18 protein-coding genes are annotated in these 15,520 nt (G+C 50.6%); 9 read left to right on the top strand and 9 right to left on the bottom strand.

Going from position 1 to position 15,520, the window contains the following annotated elements; all coding sequences use genetic code 11:
* The first annotated feature begins 2 nt into the window (after positions 1-2).
* Positions 3-446, top strand: coding sequence for a YaiI/YqxD family protein (locus tag LAT77_RS02795; protein WP_290563125.1), 444 nt, complete (start codon positions 3-5; stop codon positions 444-446).
* Here LAT77_RS02795 and LAT77_RS02790 read toward each other — a convergent pair.
* Entirely contained in the window at positions 443-1,489 is a 1,047-nt protein-coding gene (locus tag LAT77_RS02790) for a GGDEF domain-containing protein (RefSeq protein ID WP_290563022.1), read from the bottom strand. The genes LAT77_RS02795 and LAT77_RS02790 overlap by 4 nt on opposite strands.
* A gap of 67 nt (positions 1,490-1,556) precedes the next feature.
* Positions 1,557-3,158 (bottom strand): thiamine pyrophosphate-binding protein, encoded by a 1,602-nt coding sequence (locus LAT77_RS02785; protein WP_290563021.1) that lies wholly within the window; start codon positions 3,156-3,158, stop codon positions 1,557-1,559.
* Between the two features lie 213 nt (positions 3,159-3,371).
* On the opposite strand from LAT77_RS02785, the gene LAT77_RS02780 reads away from it, so the two are divergent.
* Positions 3,372-4,307, top strand: a complete 936-nt coding sequence (locus LAT77_RS02780) for a sodium-dependent bicarbonate transport family permease (RefSeq protein ID WP_290563020.1) — start codon at positions 3,372-3,374, stop codon at positions 4,305-4,307.
* On the opposite strand, the gene LAT77_RS02775 is transcribed toward LAT77_RS02780, so the two are convergent.
* The 5 genes from LAT77_RS02775 to frdA are packed head-to-tail and all read right to left on the bottom strand — an operon-like array spanning position 4,308 to position 8,214.
* Entirely contained in the window at positions 4,308-4,979 is a 672-nt protein-coding gene (locus tag LAT77_RS02775; protein ID WP_290563019.1) for a DNA-3-methyladenine glycosylase I, read from the bottom strand.
* Complete coding sequence (gene frdD, locus LAT77_RS02770) at positions 4,976-5,326, bottom strand: fumarate reductase subunit FrdD (RefSeq protein ID WP_290563018.1); 351 nt, start codon at positions 5,324-5,326, stop codon at positions 4,976-4,978. Before frdD ends, LAT77_RS02775 begins: the two co-directional genes overlap by 4 nt.
* Positions 5,323-5,703: a fumarate reductase subunit C gene (locus LAT77_RS02765; protein WP_290563017.1), complete on the bottom strand. Its 381-nt coding sequence runs from the start codon at positions 5,701-5,703 to the stop codon at positions 5,323-5,325. Before LAT77_RS02765 ends, frdD begins: the two co-directional genes overlap by 4 nt.
* Positions 5,704-5,705: 2 nt before the next feature.
* Entirely contained in the window at positions 5,706-6,437 is a 732-nt protein-coding gene (locus LAT77_RS02760; RefSeq protein WP_290563016.1) for a succinate dehydrogenase/fumarate reductase iron-sulfur subunit, read from the bottom strand.
* Position 6,438: 1 nt separating this feature from the next.
* A complete protein-coding gene (frdA, locus tag LAT77_RS02755; protein ID WP_290563015.1) occupies positions 6,439-8,214 on the bottom strand; it encodes a fumarate reductase (quinol) flavoprotein subunit in 1,776 nt (591 codons plus the stop codon).
* A gap of 265 nt (positions 8,215-8,479) precedes the next feature.
* Between frdA and LAT77_RS02750 the strand changes: the two genes are divergently transcribed.
* The 5 genes from LAT77_RS02750 to LAT77_RS02730 all read left to right on the top strand — a co-directional run bounded on the left by LAT77_RS02750 (position 8,480) and on the right by LAT77_RS02730 (position 11,513).
* On the top strand, positions 8,480-9,280 hold the full coding sequence (locus LAT77_RS02750) for a class III extradiol ring-cleavage dioxygenase (RefSeq protein ID WP_290563014.1): 801 nt from the start codon (positions 8,480-8,482) through the stop codon (positions 9,278-9,280).
* A gap of 195 nt (positions 9,281-9,475) precedes the next feature.
* Entirely contained in the window at positions 9,476-10,081 is a 606-nt protein-coding gene (locus LAT77_RS02745; protein ID WP_290563013.1) for a hypothetical protein, read from the top strand.
* 22 nt (positions 10,082-10,103) lie between these two features.
* Positions 10,104-10,316, top strand: a complete 213-nt coding sequence (locus LAT77_RS02740) for a helix-turn-helix transcriptional regulator (RefSeq protein ID WP_126792202.1) — start codon at positions 10,104-10,106, stop codon at positions 10,314-10,316.
* Between the two features lie 10 nt (positions 10,317-10,326).
* Positions 10,327-10,929, top strand: coding sequence for a hypothetical protein (locus tag LAT77_RS02735; RefSeq protein WP_290563012.1), 603 nt, complete (start codon positions 10,327-10,329; stop codon positions 10,927-10,929).
* Positions 10,930-10,991: 62 nt separating this feature from the next.
* The gene (locus LAT77_RS02730) at positions 10,992-11,513 is read left to right on the top strand and encodes a hypothetical protein (RefSeq protein ID WP_290563011.1); all 522 of its coding nucleotides are present in this window, start codon (positions 10,992-10,994) and stop codon (positions 11,511-11,513) included.
* Here the strand turns inward: LAT77_RS02730 and ubiG are convergent.
* Entirely contained in the window at positions 11,506-12,252 is a 747-nt protein-coding gene (gene ubiG, locus LAT77_RS02725; RefSeq protein ID WP_290563010.1) for a bifunctional 2-polyprenyl-6-hydroxyphenol methylase/3-demethylubiquinol 3-O-methyltransferase UbiG, read from the bottom strand. The two genes, LAT77_RS02730 and ubiG, sit on opposite strands and share 8 nt — an antisense overlap.
* 271 nt (positions 12,253-12,523) lie before the next feature.
* Here ubiG and LAT77_RS02720 point away from each other — a divergent pair, with 271 nt between their 5' ends.
* The gene (locus tag LAT77_RS02720; protein WP_290563009.1) at positions 12,524-13,216 is read left to right on the top strand and encodes a hypothetical protein; all 693 of its coding nucleotides are present in this window, start codon (positions 12,524-12,526) and stop codon (positions 13,214-13,216) included.
* A 138-nt stretch (positions 13,217-13,354) separates the two neighbouring features.
* Here the strand turns inward: LAT77_RS02720 and LAT77_RS02715 are convergent, their stop codons facing one another.
* Positions 13,355-14,266, bottom strand: coding sequence for a tetratricopeptide repeat protein (locus LAT77_RS02715; RefSeq protein WP_290563008.1), 912 nt, complete (start codon positions 14,264-14,266; stop codon positions 13,355-13,357).
* A gap of 208 nt (positions 14,267-14,474) precedes the next feature.
* On the opposite strand from LAT77_RS02715, the gene LAT77_RS02710 reads away from it, so the two are divergent.
* Positions 14,475-15,515 (top strand): catalase family peroxidase, encoded by a 1,041-nt coding sequence (locus tag LAT77_RS02710; protein ID WP_290563007.1) that lies wholly within the window; start codon positions 14,475-14,477, stop codon positions 15,513-15,515.
* Positions 15,516-15,520: the final 5 nt, after the last annotated feature.

The raw sequence follows: 15,520 nt of genomic DNA, 5'->3' as shown, positions 1-15,520 counted from the left end.
GCATCACCATCTGGGTCGACGCCGACGCATGCCCTGTGGTTATTCGCGATATTCTTTTTCGTGCTGCGCAGCGTAAACAAATTCCCCTAACCATGGTGGCTAATCAACGCATAAAAACACCACCTGGCGGTCTGATTACCAGCATTCAAGTCAGTGCTGGTTTTGATGTCGCCGATAACGAAATTGTTCGCCTAGCACAACCAAATGACTTAGTCATTACCAGTGATATTCCACTCGCAGCAGAAGTGATCGAAAAAGGCGCACAAGCCCTGAGCCCGCGTGGTGAGTTATTTAGCAAAGAAAATATCGGTGAACGTTTGAATATTCGCGACTTTATGGACACCATGCGTTCAAGTGGCATTCAAAGCGGCGGGCCACCGCCCCTAAATCAAGCCGATCGACAGCGATTTGCCAACCATCTTGATCGGATTTTACAAGCCCACTAAGTAACTGGACGTTCTTCTGTAAAATGAACAACGCGATTGCGCCCACTATTTTTGGCCTTATATAACGCAGAATCGGCCTGACGAATCACATCGTTAGGCTGTATCTGACGACATACTTCGGTCACACCGATACTTAAAGTGAGCGGGTCTGTCGCCCGTTTTATATCGTCCGCGACATGTTGCCGTAACATGTCTGCTAGCTGCAGTCCCTCAGATAAACGCGTTGCCGGGCAGATCAGAAGAAATTCTTCGCCACCCCAACGCCCAAGAACGTCCGTCGACCGAACGCGCTTACTCAATGTCACCGCAACTTGTTGCAAGACCGCATCACCTTCAACGTGTCCATACTGGTCATTTATCCGCTTAAAATGATCAATGTCCAAGAGCATCACCACCAAAGGTAGTGAGGTGCGCGAGCTTAAGTGAATGTTTGCTTCGAGAAGGTCATCTAACTTTGCGCGATTATATAATCCCGTCAGTTTATCAACCACCGAAAGTCGCTCTAACTCTTGATAGGCAGACTGCCGCGACCCCTCATAAAATCGAAAGATCAGCCAAAGAATAATCAACACTTCTGTAATATTGAGGATGGTTCCGGTTGTAAAGGCGAGAACCGGTAAGTCGGGCAAATTAATTATAAGAAAAGCGATCGTTGCTACAAATGCAATTCCAGTGACCCAAGAGCCGGCTCGGCGCCCCAGTAAAAAGAATGCAAGTGGCGGAAGGACCGTCACCCAAATAATTGAATAGGCAGCCCCTTTTGCTGAAACAATGAATGCACTTAAATTAAAGATAACAGCGAACGTTAATAACCAAGATGCGAACTTTAAGTTACGCGTGGCTTGATAGTAAAACCAAATAATCACACTTGCAGCAGCACTGATGAAATTATAAGTGCCGACTTGGTAAGCCTGAAACAGAAAAACATTCAGACTACCAATCAAGACAGAAAACACAAACATCACCACTAACACAATACGCAGTAGCGTGCGTTGATGACGCTTCGGATCTACATTCGGCCTGACAATCGGTTGAAACTGCATGGATGAGAGCACCAAAGAATACGTAATGTATTATCTTTACTACCCATTCCGAAAAAACACCAGTTATTTAACACGACGCTCCCGCTTGCAAAAAACCTTGGGCAAAATTGTTTAATCGTGCAGTACGCCCGCTTGCGTCGAGCATCACTTCGATCAAGCTAAATCGCGATTCATCTTGCAAGGCTAGCTCCAACGCCGGGGCAAACTGGTCCAGCGACGTCACGCGATAGGCTGCTCCGCCCATACCTTTAGCCAAAGCCACATAGTCCCAGTCGTTCAGCTCGGTACAGTTCAAATCCGGTGCAAACGCATTGATCATGTCCCAGCGCTTGTTATTAAACAGCACGACTACGGGCGCAAAACCATAACGCCGACAGTGGCCGAGCTCTAAACCTGTCATCAGAAACGCACCATCGCCCACCAAAACCACAGGCCGCAGGCCAGTCACTGCTTGCACACCAAGCGCAGCAGGTACCGCATAGCCCATTGACGCATAAAATGCCGGCGCAAGCAGCAGCGACGGTTTCGCATGTAACGACGCAAACAAGCAATCACCCACGTCAGAAACAAAGGGAACCAGTTGCTGGCCGTCACTTAATACCCGGTCAAGCTCTTGCACCACTGAAGTCGCGGTTAAGCTTAATGCTGCAGCCTCGTCCGTTGATTGTGCCTGCAATAAACGTACTTCATATGGCGCCAACAAAGCAGACGCTAGTTGTATGCTTAGCTCCTCCAGTACGGCTGCCAGCGGCAGCTGTGGACCGCCATGTTGCAACTCCACCACTTTCTCTTTGGGAAACAAGTCCGCATGCGCGGCAAAGTTACTGTCGGTTTTGATCACGCCAACTTGCAGTACTAAGTCAGCTGCGCGTATCAACTCAGCCGCTTCGGTGTCAGTTCGATCTAAAAACGTCCCAGCATAACAGGGATGGTTTTGGTCAATACTCGCCCGCCCCATAAAAGTATTCAATATCGGCAAGTTAAACTGTGCTGCAAAGACTTCCAGTGCTTCCACCGCATGAAAGCGCCGCACATCGACATCGGCCAAAATCACCGGCCGCTTCGCGACTCGTAGGCGCTCAACTAGCTTCGCCGCTTCAGCAACCACAGCGTCATGCTCCACTGCTCGAGGCTGGTAGGGAGGCATAGCGTGAACGATAGCGTTGGTCGCGTCACGGGGTATTTCAATAAACACGGGTAGGCTTTTCTCTTTCGCCGTCCGAAACGCTAATCGCAATTGCTCAGCCGCGGTTTTGGGGTTGTCTAAGCGCACTTGTAGTGTTGTGACTTCGCGAAACACATCACGCTGAGAGTCGATCGTTCGCGCTTGGTGGTGAATAGCGAGGCCGCGCTCAATTTCTTGCTTGCTGGGAAATCCGCCAATGACCACCAAGGGCACATGCTCCACATACGCCTGAGCAACAGCATTGACCGCATTTAACGCACCCGCACCGTAGGTAAGAATTACGACACTCGGATTATTACTAATGCGCGCTGCAGCGTCCGCCGCAAACACCGCCGAAGGTTCATGGCTTAAATAATACAGCGGCAAAGCATTGCGCTGCTGCAAGGCTTGAAACAGTGGCAAGACAAAGTCACCGGGAATACCAAAAAACTCTTTCACCCCAAACTGCTTACATTCATTGATTAACGCGTCGACCAATAACATAGGAATCTCCTCTTTGTGCTGCAGTGTGCGCAGTTTTTCAGCGAAAAGTGTTGATTCACGTCAACTTGCCGCCGCGCAAATCCGGCGCAAAGGTGGTATTTCAGCACGACTGGTCGGCGGTGTGACCACTGCACACACCGTTCAAAAACAGGTGCGCAGATAATTTTATTGATGTTAAACTTTTGCCTCCACGCTTATCGTTGAGGGTTGCCTGTGCCAGATATCGTTGTTGCCTTTTTTGCGCTCGGCCTGATTGCTGGGCTCGTTAAATCCGACCTCAAAGTACCCGGTCAAGTCTACGATATCCTCACCATCTTGCTGATGCTCAGCATCGGTATTAAAGGCGGACTAGCACTGCACAGTAACGGCTCGTCCGTTGTCGTCACGCATTTATTATTGATCATGGCCTTGGGCTTTCTGATTCCGCCGATTTTACTACCGCTGCTCCGGCGTTTAGTGAAGCTCTCGCGCGTTGACGCGATCAGTATCGCTGCCCATTATGGCTCAGTCAGTGCCGGTACCTTTGCGGTGGCTTGGGCATTGGCGGAAAGTTATCAACTGCCATTGGCACCAGAGACAACGCTATATTTAGTGATTCTTGAGTTGCCCGCCATTATTCTCATGCTCGCGTTTTACCATTGGCGTTCCGGTGACTCCGGCGCTCCAAAAGGCATGGGTGCAATATGGCACGAAGCGTTAACCAGCCGCGGTGTCATTCTGCTCATGGGCGGAGTCGTGATTGGATGGTTATATGGTCCTGAGGGGCTGGCGTCCATTGAAGGGTTAGTCCTCAATGGGTTTACCGCGTTGCTCGCGCTATTTTTATTAGAAATGGGCTTAACCACGGCACGGATTTGTCGTCCTATTCCCTGGCAGCTGTGGCGTTTGATCGTCTTTGCAGCCGTGACGCCGCTCGTTCTATTCTGGCCTGGCTTATTGTTGGGTTGGTATTTGGACTTACCGTCCGGCTCAGTGCTGGTGCTTGGAGCGCTCACCGCCAGCGCGTCGTACATTGCCGCGCCAGCAGCAATCCGCGCCGCCATGCCAAACGCTGATATTGGTAAAGCCATGCTCGCAGCCTTGGGCATCACCTTCCCACTGAATGTGTTGCTCTATGTGCCGATTACCGCAAGTTTTCTAGCGCGGTAATTACCGCGCATCCAGGGTATAGGACAAAATCCGCGACAAATGCGCGTAGGGTAACCCGGTTTCTTCATGCCAACGATTAAACACGTCCTGCACCTGTTTGAGGCCTTTTTGTGTCGTTGGCGAGGCATCAATTAAATGATGATTCTGCAACGCGGTTACCACATCGGTGGAGAGGATAAAGCCGTCCCAGCCGACCATTCGCAAGAAATACTGGGCACTCGCGCCACCTAACCGCGCACCATTTTTCTTCAGCCAGAGCAACAGGCCAACTTGATCGTTGGACGGCCACTGGGCAAGAAAATGACCAAAGCTACCGTACTGTTCCGCGGCCTCAACGATCATGAACGCGTTGTGCGGTACCGTGGTGATTTTCTGCATATTGCGGACAATCCGTTCGTCGTTGCCGAGCGCCTCAAGCCGCTCTGGCGGCACCTGTTGCCAGTACAAAGGCACAAAGCCACTAAAGGCTTCTTCAAAACCCGGCCACTTATTTTCGATAATGCGCCAGACAAAACCCGCACGAAACACGCACTTCGTCATCGCCGACAAATAGCGGTCGTCACCAAGTGCCTGTAATTGTGCAGCGGTCGCCAGCTGCGGTAACCGCGCAAGTACCGCTGCTTCACTGCCTTTACGTTCAATTGCCCGTTGGTAAAAAGGTTGGAATTTCATGCGTTAAACCATATCCACAGTGCGAAAACACTGACTATCGCGGCTAAACCATAACAAATCAAGACCGACCAAAAACCGCCGCCGACTTTTAAGTCATGCAAGCCGTGACGGATCCGATGCGCGGCATGGAACGCAGGTAAGCAAATCACTGCGCCAGTAAACATAAGTCCCCACCAACTGCCATACCAAGCCTGTAACTGCTGGTCATTGAGTTCAACAACACCGAGCGGCGCGAGTACGGTGAACACGAGGGCAACAGCCGGTATGAATACCGCAAAACAGACACCGCCGGCACTGAATAGCCCCCACCAGACAGGTTCTAAATGCAGTCCTCGCCAACGCTTCATAAACCACCTCCGAACAACCAGAGGAATAAGGCAATAACAGTGACTGTTCCCGCCCACTGTGCTGCAATCATGACGGCTGCAGGCACTGATTTGTCACCAAGACGAATGGGCATGACGCGCGGGAAGAGCTGAAAAAAGGTCAAGGCATGATACAAACTCGCCAGCAAAGCCAGCGCGTGAATGACAATGACCCACGGTTTCGCCATAAACTCTTGCCAGGCTATGAAGGCTTCTGTCGATGCCAAACTATAAGCGCCAGCCAGCAGCGAACAGAGTAAAAACACCAGCGGTAAAACTGTCGCTTCGCGCAGCATGTAGGCGCGGAAAAATCGGTGCTGCAACCACCACGTACGTTGTAAGTTCGGTTTATAAGCCATCCTCAAGCGCCTCCCCGAAACATTTGAATGAGCATGCTTTTTGCCGACTCGACCTTGCCTTGGTTGACTGCAGCAGCGGGGTCAACGCCTTTGGGACACACATCTGAACAAAAGCCAACAAAGGTACAGCTCCAAACGCCATTGTGCGTATTTAAAACTGGCATGCGCTCGACTTTGCCGTGATCACGACTGTCTAGGTTGTAGCGGTGCGCAAGAGCAATAGCGCCGGGGCCAACAAATTCTGGATTCAAACCGAACTGCGGACATGCGGCATAACACAAGCCGCAATTTATACAGTTCGCGAACTGTTTATACTTCGCCAGCTGCGCCGGTGTTTGTCGGTGTGGCTTGTGCGGCTCAGTCGGCTCCGGCTGCTCAGCAATTAAATAGGGTTTCACCGCTTCCAAGTGCTGCAAGAACTCATCCATCGCGACCATTAAGTCACGTTCAACGGTGAAATGCGCCAGCGGCTCGATATGCAGGGCCGACGGATAATTGCGGACAAAGTCTTTACAGCCCAGTTTCGGAATGCCATTGACCATGTAGCCACAGGAGCCACAAATCGCCATCCGACAACTCCAGCGGAAACTCACGGTCGGGTCGAGCTCTTCTTTAATGTAATTCAGGGCGTCGAGGATTGAAGTCGTGTCGTCATAAGGAACGTGAAAGGTTTGCCAAAACGGTTCGGCGTGTTCCTCCGGTAAATAGCGCTTTATTTGAATGTCTTTGTGCATGTTAACGCGCCTCCGACTGCTGACCTTGCGCACCATACGCGCGCTCACCGGGCGTCGAAAGGCTCGTGTCGACCGCCTGCCAAGTCAAGGTAGCGTCCGCTTGTGATTGGAAAAACACTTGGCTGTGGCGCAAGAAGTCCTGATCATTGCGGTCCGTCATGCCCTCGTCTAAACGCTGATGCGCGCCACGTGATTCGCGTCTTTCGAGCGACGCCAAGACGATCGCCTCGGCTACATCCAGACAAAATTCGAGTTCGAGACATTGCAGTAAGTCGGTGTTGTAGGCACGACTGGTATCACCCACTTGTACCTGCTGATACTGCTGTTTTAACTGCCGTACCTTCGCCAAACTCGCTTGTAAGCCGGACTCTGTGCGGTAAATCCCACAACCGTCTTCCATGGCTTGGACCAGCTCGCGTTTAAGTTGCACCCACGTCACACCATTCGCTTTTGACGCCATCAAAGTTTGTAATTTTTGCTGCCACTGCCGCAAGGCTTCTTGGTTTTTGCCCATGTCTGTTTGGCGATCCGTGGATTGTGCCTTACGCATCGCATGTTCACCGGCAAGACGGCCAAATACGAGCAATTCAGTCAATGAGTTCGAACCCAAACGATTAGCCCCATGCAGTCCAACCGAGGCACACTCGCCGACCGCATACAGGCCGCTTATCGCAGTTTCCGTTAATGCGTCCGTTTCGATGCCACCCATGGTGTAATGCACTGCTGGGCGGATTGGAATGAGTTGTGTTACTGGGTCAATGTTGACGTACGATTTCGCGAGATCACAAATAAACGGCAAGCGCTCATACAGGTAATCTTTACCAAGATGTCGCAAGTCTAAGTAAACCACGTCGGAGCCATTGTAATTACCGGTACGTCCTTTTTTCTGCTCTTGCCAAAACGCCTGCGAAAGCTTGTCACGAGGCCCCAATTCCATGTATTTATTTTCTGGCTTGCCGAGCGGCGTTTCCGGTCCGAGTCCATAGTCTTGCAAGTAACGGTAGCCGTCCTTATTCACCAAGACACCACCTTCGCCGCGACTCGCTTCGGTAATCAAAATCCCACTGCCGGGCAAGCCGGTCGGGTGGTATTGCACAAATTCCATGTCTCGGAGCGCCACCCCGTGCCGGTAAGCCATCGCCATACCGTCGCCGGTAACAATGCCGCCATTAGTATTGAAGCGAAAAACTCGTCCGGCGCCACCGGTGGCCATAATCACGGTTTTGGCCTGAATCGCATGCAATTCACCGGTACTAATTTCCAACGCCAACACGCCATTGATTTCGCCATCGTTGACCAGCAAATCAACCACAAAAAACTCATCGAAGCGTTGGATATTCGGATACTTGAGCGAGGTTTGAAACAGGGTATGCAGCATGTGAAAGCCAGTCTTATCGGCAGCAAACCAGGTGCGTTCGGTTTTCATGCCGCCGAAGCGACGCACTTGCACGTCGCCATTCGTTTGCCGCGACCAAGGACAGCCCCAATGCTCCATTTGCACCAACTCTTGGTAAGCATGTTTAACGAAGTAGTCCACGACACCTTGTTCCGCAAGCCAATCGCCACCGGCAACCGTGTCGGCAAAGTGAGCTGCAAAGGAGTCATCCGCGCGAGTGACTGCTGCGGCACCACCTTCTGCCGCCACCGTGTGCGAGCGCATCGGGTAGACTTTCGACAGTAACGCTATACGACCCTCGGGCGCAGTTTCAGCGGCAGCGATGGCTGCACGTAATCCCGCACCACCGCCTCCGACCACCAGCACATCAAATTGCTGCATGCATTAGAATCCCTGTTTATTGAACTTTCAATCAGTTATAGCACTGAATGGCATGGAACTTAAGCATGTCGGCGATGACATGCTGCCGCATTAAGCACAGTTACAAGGTTAAAAAACGGATGTAGCCAAGGAAGCTGCGCGTTCACTATAAACAGTAATTTTATTTATATATATTGAACAAAGTAGCATTTTTTATTCTACAAATACGAATGAATAAGAAATGAAAGAAGCGTCTAATAGGTACACCTTGTAGGAGGGCGAACTTATGCAACCGATTCTATTTGTTTCTCAAGGCGGTGGACCACTGCCGATTCTTAACCACCCAAGTCATAGCGACATGCTTCGCGCCTTTGCCGAGATTCGGGATTACCTGCATGCGCATTTTGCCAAACCAGATGCCATAGTGTACGTCAGCGCACATTGGGAGCGCGAGCCAGTAGCCATTACCAGCGCGGCCACACCAGAATTGTTTTACGATTATTACAACTTCCCACCAGAATCCTATTCATTGAAATACCCCGTGCCCGGTGCACCAAAGTTAGCCGCAGATCTGCAGCAGCGCCTCGAGGCCGTCGGCATTGAAGCCGTGCTCGATGATAGTCGCGGACTCGACCATGGCGTATTTATTCCTGGCTTACTGTTGCATCCTGACGCCGATATTCCGACCTTACAGATTTCGTTACAGAAAGGGCTGAGTGCGGAACGTCACTTAAAGATCGGGGAGGCACTGCAAGGTTTGGCCGCTGAAAACATTCTGATCATTGGTTCCGGCTACTCCTTCCACAACATGCAGACATTCTTCGGCCCCGACAATGCGAACGACAATGCCAAGAACCAAGCCTTTGAAGACTGGATTCTAACTACACTAGCTGAGCCGGATAACGCAGCGCGCCAGCATCAGCTCATCAATTGGGAAGAAGCGCCGCACGCTCGCTTCTGCCACCCCCGCGAAGAGCATTTACTGCCGTTACATGCCTGTGTCGGTGCCGCCGGAGATACCCCTTTACAACGCAGCTGGTCTTTCACCGCGCTCAACAAAAGAGGCAGCTGCCACTTGTGGAAATGAATTCCGGCTCCGAGCCAAAAGGGTTTTGCAGTCGGGCTCCGAGCCGGAATTATAACGTTATGATTTAGCAGGGTTTCTCATTTTTACTGGTTTAGTTAACATAAATTAATTTACGTTAATCATAAAATAATTATTGATCCACATAAACTTCGATCGTAAGGTGTTCATGTTTTCAACGTTCACTAAGGAATGACCATGAACACGCAATCGTATAAATATGCCTCAGCGGCAGCGGTGGTACTTGCGATTTTATTTCCCATTTACTGGTTATCACCTCACTGGTGGAGTGGCGATTCGTTTACTCAAATCATGACGCAGGATATTCAAGTATTGGATTTCTGGGACGGCTTATTTGTGTTGCTCGGTGTTTTGGAAATCACAGTGTATGCATTTCTGCTGAAACAGTTTAGCCACCAACTCGAGAGCACAACGCCCTCATTTCTGCTGATTTTGATGATGGTATTCGTGGCGCTATTTCATGCCACGGTCTTTGTTGATGTCGGCTATGCACTCGGCCTTTTCGCTCACGATCCGGAAACTTTAGTGCTCGGTGTTGGTATCTACGCCTTAATCATGCTGTTTCTTTACGCAGTCAGTGCCTTCATTTTCGCCATTACCCTACTCATGCGCTTTCGTCAGCTAAACGGCATCATGAAGGTCTTTGCCACTGGCTTACTGATCGCCTGTGTGTTCCAGTTCACGGTGATTCTGGGCATCATCAATATCTTCTTATTTCCGATACTGATGCTATTACTGGCCTTGAATTTTTACCGTGGTGAGAACGAAGTTGAAGTCATCTGAAGCAGTCGACAAGGTGTAAACCATGAGTATTCGAATCAATCTCGATGTCGAATTGGCCAAGAACAAGATGTCACTGACGGAGTTGTCGGAGCGCGTGGGGGTTTCGATGACCAACCTCTCGCTGCTCAAAACCGGCAAAGTCAAAGCCATTCGATTCAGCACACTCGATGCCATTTGCACGGCACTCAACTGTCAACCCGGCGACATTCTTGCGCACGAGCCGGATCAAGAATAAGGATATGAATATGCTCAGCACGTCTCGAAAGACCGCCGCACTTGCCTTAACCATGGCGGTCTTAGTTCCGCTGTATTGGTTCTCCGAGTTTGGCCTGTTTATGGAGCGCAAATTCTTCCCGCCAGCTACCGATGTATTTCGCTGGGGTGATGCATTCACGCTAGTGATCATGCTCCTCGCCATCGCATTGCTAGTCAGCTGCCGCAAATCGCTTGGCCAACACGTTCAGCATCAAGTCACGCGTTTTGCAGCAATCACACTCACGGCAATACTCAGCCTAAGTTGCTTGCTGTTTACTGCGGTTCGCACCGTGGAAGTTTTTGCCACCAGCCCGCCAACGTTTGATGCGTATCATCCCGTAAGCTTCATTATGCTTGCTGTTTCAGTCACTGGGCTTATTTCGGCCTCGTTACTTGGCTTAAGCCTACAAGCCCTCGAAAAGCGCATCGCGTCCCCAGTCAAACTGGCGGGTTTAATGTTGTTTATTGCTGTTATCGCGCCGTTTCTTAGTCTCGGTATGTTACTCCCCGTCGCTCCAGTATTGGTCTCACTCGCACTCGTCAGTCTGGCGTTTCATAGTTGGCAAGCTGAATCCCGTGTCGACTTAATTTAAGAGGTTCTACGATGCAACTCAGCAACCATATAGCAAGATGGCAGCGCACAACCGCAGCTGTCATGGCAATTATTTCGGCAGCCTTATGGATCTATCTACTCCAGTCGTTGGCGAACAATCCCAATCCGCTCTCCTGGTATGAGCAGCGAACATTAGCGACCGGACAATTCGCTTTCGCTGTAACGCTGTTCATTGTTCAAATGATCGTGCTGGCCACGCTACACCAAAGCTTACGCAGCCAAATCAATAGCACCGCAAGTCGCTTGTTGCTCCTCGGGCTGATGGGTGTGTATAGCATCAATCTCATTGCCGGAGTGATTTCAGTGGCAGCACGAAATAACCTGGTTCCGAGCTCAATTTGGCTTGTCAGCCTGATCGTTGCCATTATCCTCGCGCTTATTCTGGGTATCTATCTTGCACTCAATAAAACCAGTCGATGGCTTCGCGTGAGTGGCTTGTGTTTTACCCTAGCGATTGCAACGGCACTGTTTTTCGACTGGCTTACGCTAGTACTCATCACCGCCGCCTTTATTACACTCGCTGTTTATTTCTTAAAAGAAAGCGCACGCGCCGAGATCATTTAACGGCAGCCAAGAGGTAATTTACGCGGGTATCGGACGAGGTGCGCCAGCGCTTGGTGAACGGGTTAAAGGTCAGGCCGACCGGCTCCAAGGCACGGAAACCGTGGAGTTTAAGCATGGCCGCGAACTCTGCAGGTGTGACAAAGAAACGCCAATCGTGGGTGCCTCGAGGTAACAAGCGCAACACATATTCGGCGCCAATAATGCCAAACAGCCAGGACTTCCAGGTGCGATTTAACGTAGCCATAACAAATAAGCCGTCGTCCTTGCACAGTTGGCAACAGGTATCAATGAGCCCTTGCTGATCCTGCACATGCTCAATCACTTCCGTATTAAGCACCACATCGAATGGCTTCATGCCCTGGGCTAACAACTCCTCGACTAAATTATGGCGGTAATCAACCTGAACCCCAGACTGCTTCGCATGCGCTTTGGCCATCTGAATACTGACGGCACTGCCATCAATTGCTGTCACCGTCGCACCGAGTTGCGCGAGCGGCTCACTCAGCAAGCCACCGCCGCAACCAACATCGAGGATGCGTAAACCATGCAACGGCTCGGCGCGCGCAGGATCGAGTTGAAAGTGCTGCACCAGCATGTCGCGAATGACTGCCAAACGGGCGGCATTGAAGGCGAGAACGTGCTTAAATTTACCGGCGGGGTCCCACCATTCGTTCGCCATCGCATCAAATTTACGCAGCTCTTGCGTCTGTAACTCGGACTTTTCTGACTTATCGAGCATGGCCATTTCCTATTCACAGCAGGAGCTTACAACTACGCACACTGCCCAAGACTGGATCTAAAACAGAGAGTACTGCCATAACCACTCCTGAAAACTCATTACTGTACTAAGGTGTTCAGTATTGTATCAGATCGCACAGGAATATCAGCTAGTCTGCCAATCAAAACACTGAGGTACACAAGGTCCTTGATTCGACGTCACTTATCAAGTAGTCTCGAAAAGACTGAGCAATTGTGCTTGCGGTCTATTTTATTAAAACTTAAGGACTATTATGAAATCAGGGAAGCTCTTGATCATTGGAATCATTGTCATTGCGGCAGCGCTCGTTTATTTTGTTTTTGTCAACTCAGAGCAAGCTGCACGCATCAACGGCGATTCGACATCACAACATGCAAGTACACAAGCGCAGAACAAGAGTGCTGACATTTCAGACGAACACGCCGGTGCGTTTGCGGGCAATTCGGAGAGTTCAGTCACTGACAGCGATCAAAGCCCAGAGGCGACCTCAACAAACTTATCTGCCGACAGCACAACGCAAGCAAGTACAAGCGATCTGATCGAAGCTGAGTTTGCAAAATTATCTCCCCCACAAGGATTGAGCAGTGCGACTGCAGAACATTACATGCTCAGCCGGGATTTCGATAATCTATTCGAATATGCACGCCAAATTGACAGAAATTCAGAATCGTATGAAGTGGAAGCAAAATACCAAGAAATATTTCGAGACTCTGAGCAGTTGCATCGAAACGACGTCTATCTAGAAGATTTCACCTGCAACAATCGCGTTTGTTTCGCAAAAGTGGGATACCACGACAGAGACGGCATCGAGCTGTTTATGAACGACGTATTCTTCCGCGAAGGCCGTGGTTTTGCCGGAATCATTGCCAGAACGGTGAGCATTGATGGCGTGAATCAAATGCGCATTATCTTCGATTATACTGATGGCTCGCTCATTCTCGATTAGGTGAGCGCTATCCGTTGTGTCCACGTCAGTGAATTAAGGCGCTGAACTCTCTTAGAACACTTTTATGCGCATAAAAGTGTTAATTTTTACATTTTTATGCGCATAAAAGTGTGAGTTAGCGTCCATATAGGGTTCAGGTCACATTCCGTTTGGGAGACCTAAGGCACCTGCTAGAGTAGTAACGGCAACGTCTCCCCAGTCGCGATTGAAGAGCACTCGGCAACCAACAGTGTCTTCACAAGGGCGCGCACGGCGCATGCGAGTTCCGGTTGGCTTTTGGTAGAAACGGTCGCGGACACTGGCATTAATTGCCGCAAGGTGATCATCAAAGCTGCCGTATCGGCCGTACACAGTAATTACTTCCATGTCGTCATAGGCACGGAGTTGCGCAACAACCGCCTGCACGTCTTCCGCTGATGAACGCTCGACCTGAGTAATCACCGCTTCTAAACGTTGGCGCGAGTCACGGAAGCCTTCAACGGCAAGCTCGCGATAGAGCAAACCGGCAATCACGAGATCTTGTTCATACACTTCACCATGTTCAAGCAACAACGCGAATAAATAACGCGCATCGGGCAAGCCTAAATCTGCCGCTTCCTCAAGTAAGTCAGCCCCTTCTTGCATGCGCTCTGGGTCGTGCAAGAAGCGCACGGCGCGATCGTACATCGCGACAGAAAAACCACCTGCAATAGCTCGGTCAATCAACCATTCCGCACGTTCTTCATCTTGCTCAAAAACAAAACCCTGACGACGCCACTGCGCTTTCACATAAGCGCCGAGAGGCGAGCGCAATCGCACGGACTCGCGGATCCACATGCTGGCTTTGCGATGGTCTTGCTCAACAACTTCGCCATTGGCATAGGCCAACGCAAGGAACACCATCGAGTGGGTGTTGCCATGCTGTGCATAGCGCTCAAAGCCTTTGACGAGATCATGGCATTGCTCGCTAGTGCAGAGCTCGTCGAGCGTTTGCCCATGGGCGCTCGAATTGAACGCCGCAGCGGTGAAGGCAAAAGCGACAATTAGAAAGCCTAAAATACGAATGGTCATGACGCTATCCTTAGTGAATTTTGGTTGAATCAGTTTCAATCGATAAGAATCAGGTTTAAGCTTAGTCAATTACAAATTGTTCACAAACTATACATTGTAAAACTTTGTTACGAATGAATAATCCAGTGAAGTGATCGATTCGGTCACAAACCTTGTAGTGCTTCAGTTAGTCAACATTAACTCAGATACGACCAAACAGGACATCCACATGGCACAGCAATCTTCTTCCCTCGCACTGCGTTACGGCATTATCGCTGTGGCAGTCGGTGGGCTAGCACTTTTGTTTTATGGCGTTGCCAATGGCCTCGGCCAAGGCCGCGTCACCGCCCAACAATTTGTCGATTTTCAAGAAGGCGGTAACCCTCATCTTGGCTTTCGTCGTGCGCATGCCAAAGGCTTTTGTTTGGCCGGTGAGTTCGTTGCCAATGGTGAACTAAGCGCTTATTCCAGCGCAACGATTTTCCAACCGGGCGCGACACCCTTTGTTGGTCGTATTTCGATCGGTGGCGGCAACCCGACCGCACCTGACTTAGCATCAGGCGTGCGCAGCCTGGCGTTAAGTATCGGCGACAAAGCCAATCTTCGCTGGCAAACAGCGATGAACACACCGCCTGTGATGCCCGTCCGTACCGGCCAAGCATTTTTCGAGCAAATGAATGCCTTTCGACCGGATCCAGAAACCGGTCGGCCGAATCCTGAGCGTGTTGCTGCCTTTTTAGCAGCACACCCAGAGACGCAAGCGGCGCGAGAGTGGCAAGCGTCGTACACGGCAACGGAGAGCTATGCGACTGAAACCTACAACAGCATCAACGCTTTTTACCTTGTTAATGGCCGTCAGCGTCAAGCGGTACGTTGGGCAGCTGTGCCGCAAGCTGAGTCACACGGCCGCGGCTTTGAAGGTGATCGCGATGACCCGAACGCGCTGCAAAACGAGTTTATGGCGCGCTTAGATGTTGCACCTGTGGTGTATGACTTGGTCTTTACCTTAGCTACCGATGCAGATGATGAAAATGACCCAACCGTACGTTGGCCAGCTGACCGCCAACAAATCGTTGCTGGGCAAATCGTCATTCACAGCGCAACTGATCAGTCCGAAGGCTTATGTAACGGCATTAATTTTGACCCGCTCGTATTACCGCCGGGCATGGCTGCCACCAATGACCAAATCTTACAGGCACGCTCGTCGGTGTATGCTGAATCATACCGCCGCCGCGCACGTGAGCACTTTTACCAGCAAGGAATGGAGTAACGCTA

Source organism: Aliidiomarina sp. (genome assembly GCF_022565475.1).
Classification (GTDB): domain Bacteria; phylum Pseudomonadota; class Gammaproteobacteria; order Enterobacterales; family Alteromonadaceae; genus Aliidiomarina.
This window is presented reverse-complemented; position numbering and strand designations above follow the sequence as displayed.

Coding starts and splice junctions, on each gene's coding strand:
- LAT77_RS02760 (WP_290563016.1), bottom strand. CDS start 6,437: ATGCACAAAGACATTCAAATAAAGCGCTATTTACCGGAGGAACACGCC.
- LAT77_RS02730 (WP_290563011.1), top strand. CDS start 10,992: ATGGCAATTATTTCGGCAGCCTTATGGATCTATCTACTCCAGTCGTTG.
- LAT77_RS02775 (WP_290563019.1), bottom strand. CDS start 4,979: ATGAAATTCCAACCTTTTTACCAACGGGCAATTGAACGTAAAGGCAGT.
- frdA (WP_290563015.1), bottom strand. CDS start 8,214: ATGCAGCAATTTGATGTGCTGGTGGTCGGAGGCGGTGGTGCGGGATTA.
- LAT77_RS02790 (WP_290563022.1), bottom strand. CDS start 1,489: ATGCAGTTTCAACCGATTGTCAGGCCGAATGTAGATCCGAAGCGTCAT.
- LAT77_RS02735 (WP_290563012.1), top strand. CDS start 10,327: ATGCTCAGCACGTCTCGAAAGACCGCCGCACTTGCCTTAACCATGGCG.
- frdD (WP_290563018.1), bottom strand. CDS start 5,326: ATGAAGCGTTGGCGAGGACTGCATTTAGAACCTGTCTGGTGGGGGCTA.
- ubiG (WP_290563010.1), bottom strand. CDS start 12,252: ATGCTCGATAAGTCAGAAAAGTCCGAGTTACAGACGCAAGAGCTGCGT.
- LAT77_RS02715 (WP_290563008.1), bottom strand. CDS start 14,266: ATGACCATTCGTATTTTAGGCTTTCTAATTGTCGCTTTTGCCTTCACC.
- LAT77_RS02710 (WP_290563007.1), top strand. CDS start 14,475: ATGGCACAGCAATCTTCTTCCCTCGCACTGCGTTACGGCATTATCGCT.
- LAT77_RS02765 (WP_290563017.1), bottom strand. CDS start 5,703: ATGGCTTATAAACCGAACTTACAACGTACGTGGTGGTTGCAGCACCGA.
- LAT77_RS02740 (WP_126792202.1), top strand. CDS start 10,104: ATGAGTATTCGAATCAATCTCGATGTCGAATTGGCCAAGAACAAGATG.
- LAT77_RS02745 (WP_290563013.1), top strand. CDS start 9,476: ATGAACACGCAATCGTATAAATATGCCTCAGCGGCAGCGGTGGTACTT.
- LAT77_RS02785 (WP_290563021.1), bottom strand. CDS start 3,158: ATGTTATTGGTCGACGCGTTAATCAATGAATGTAAGCAGTTTGGGGTG.
- LAT77_RS02750 (WP_290563014.1), top strand. CDS start 8,480: ATGCAACCGATTCTATTTGTTTCTCAAGGCGGTGGACCACTGCCGATT.
- LAT77_RS02720 (WP_290563009.1), top strand. CDS start 12,524: ATGAAATCAGGGAAGCTCTTGATCATTGGAATCATTGTCATTGCGGCA.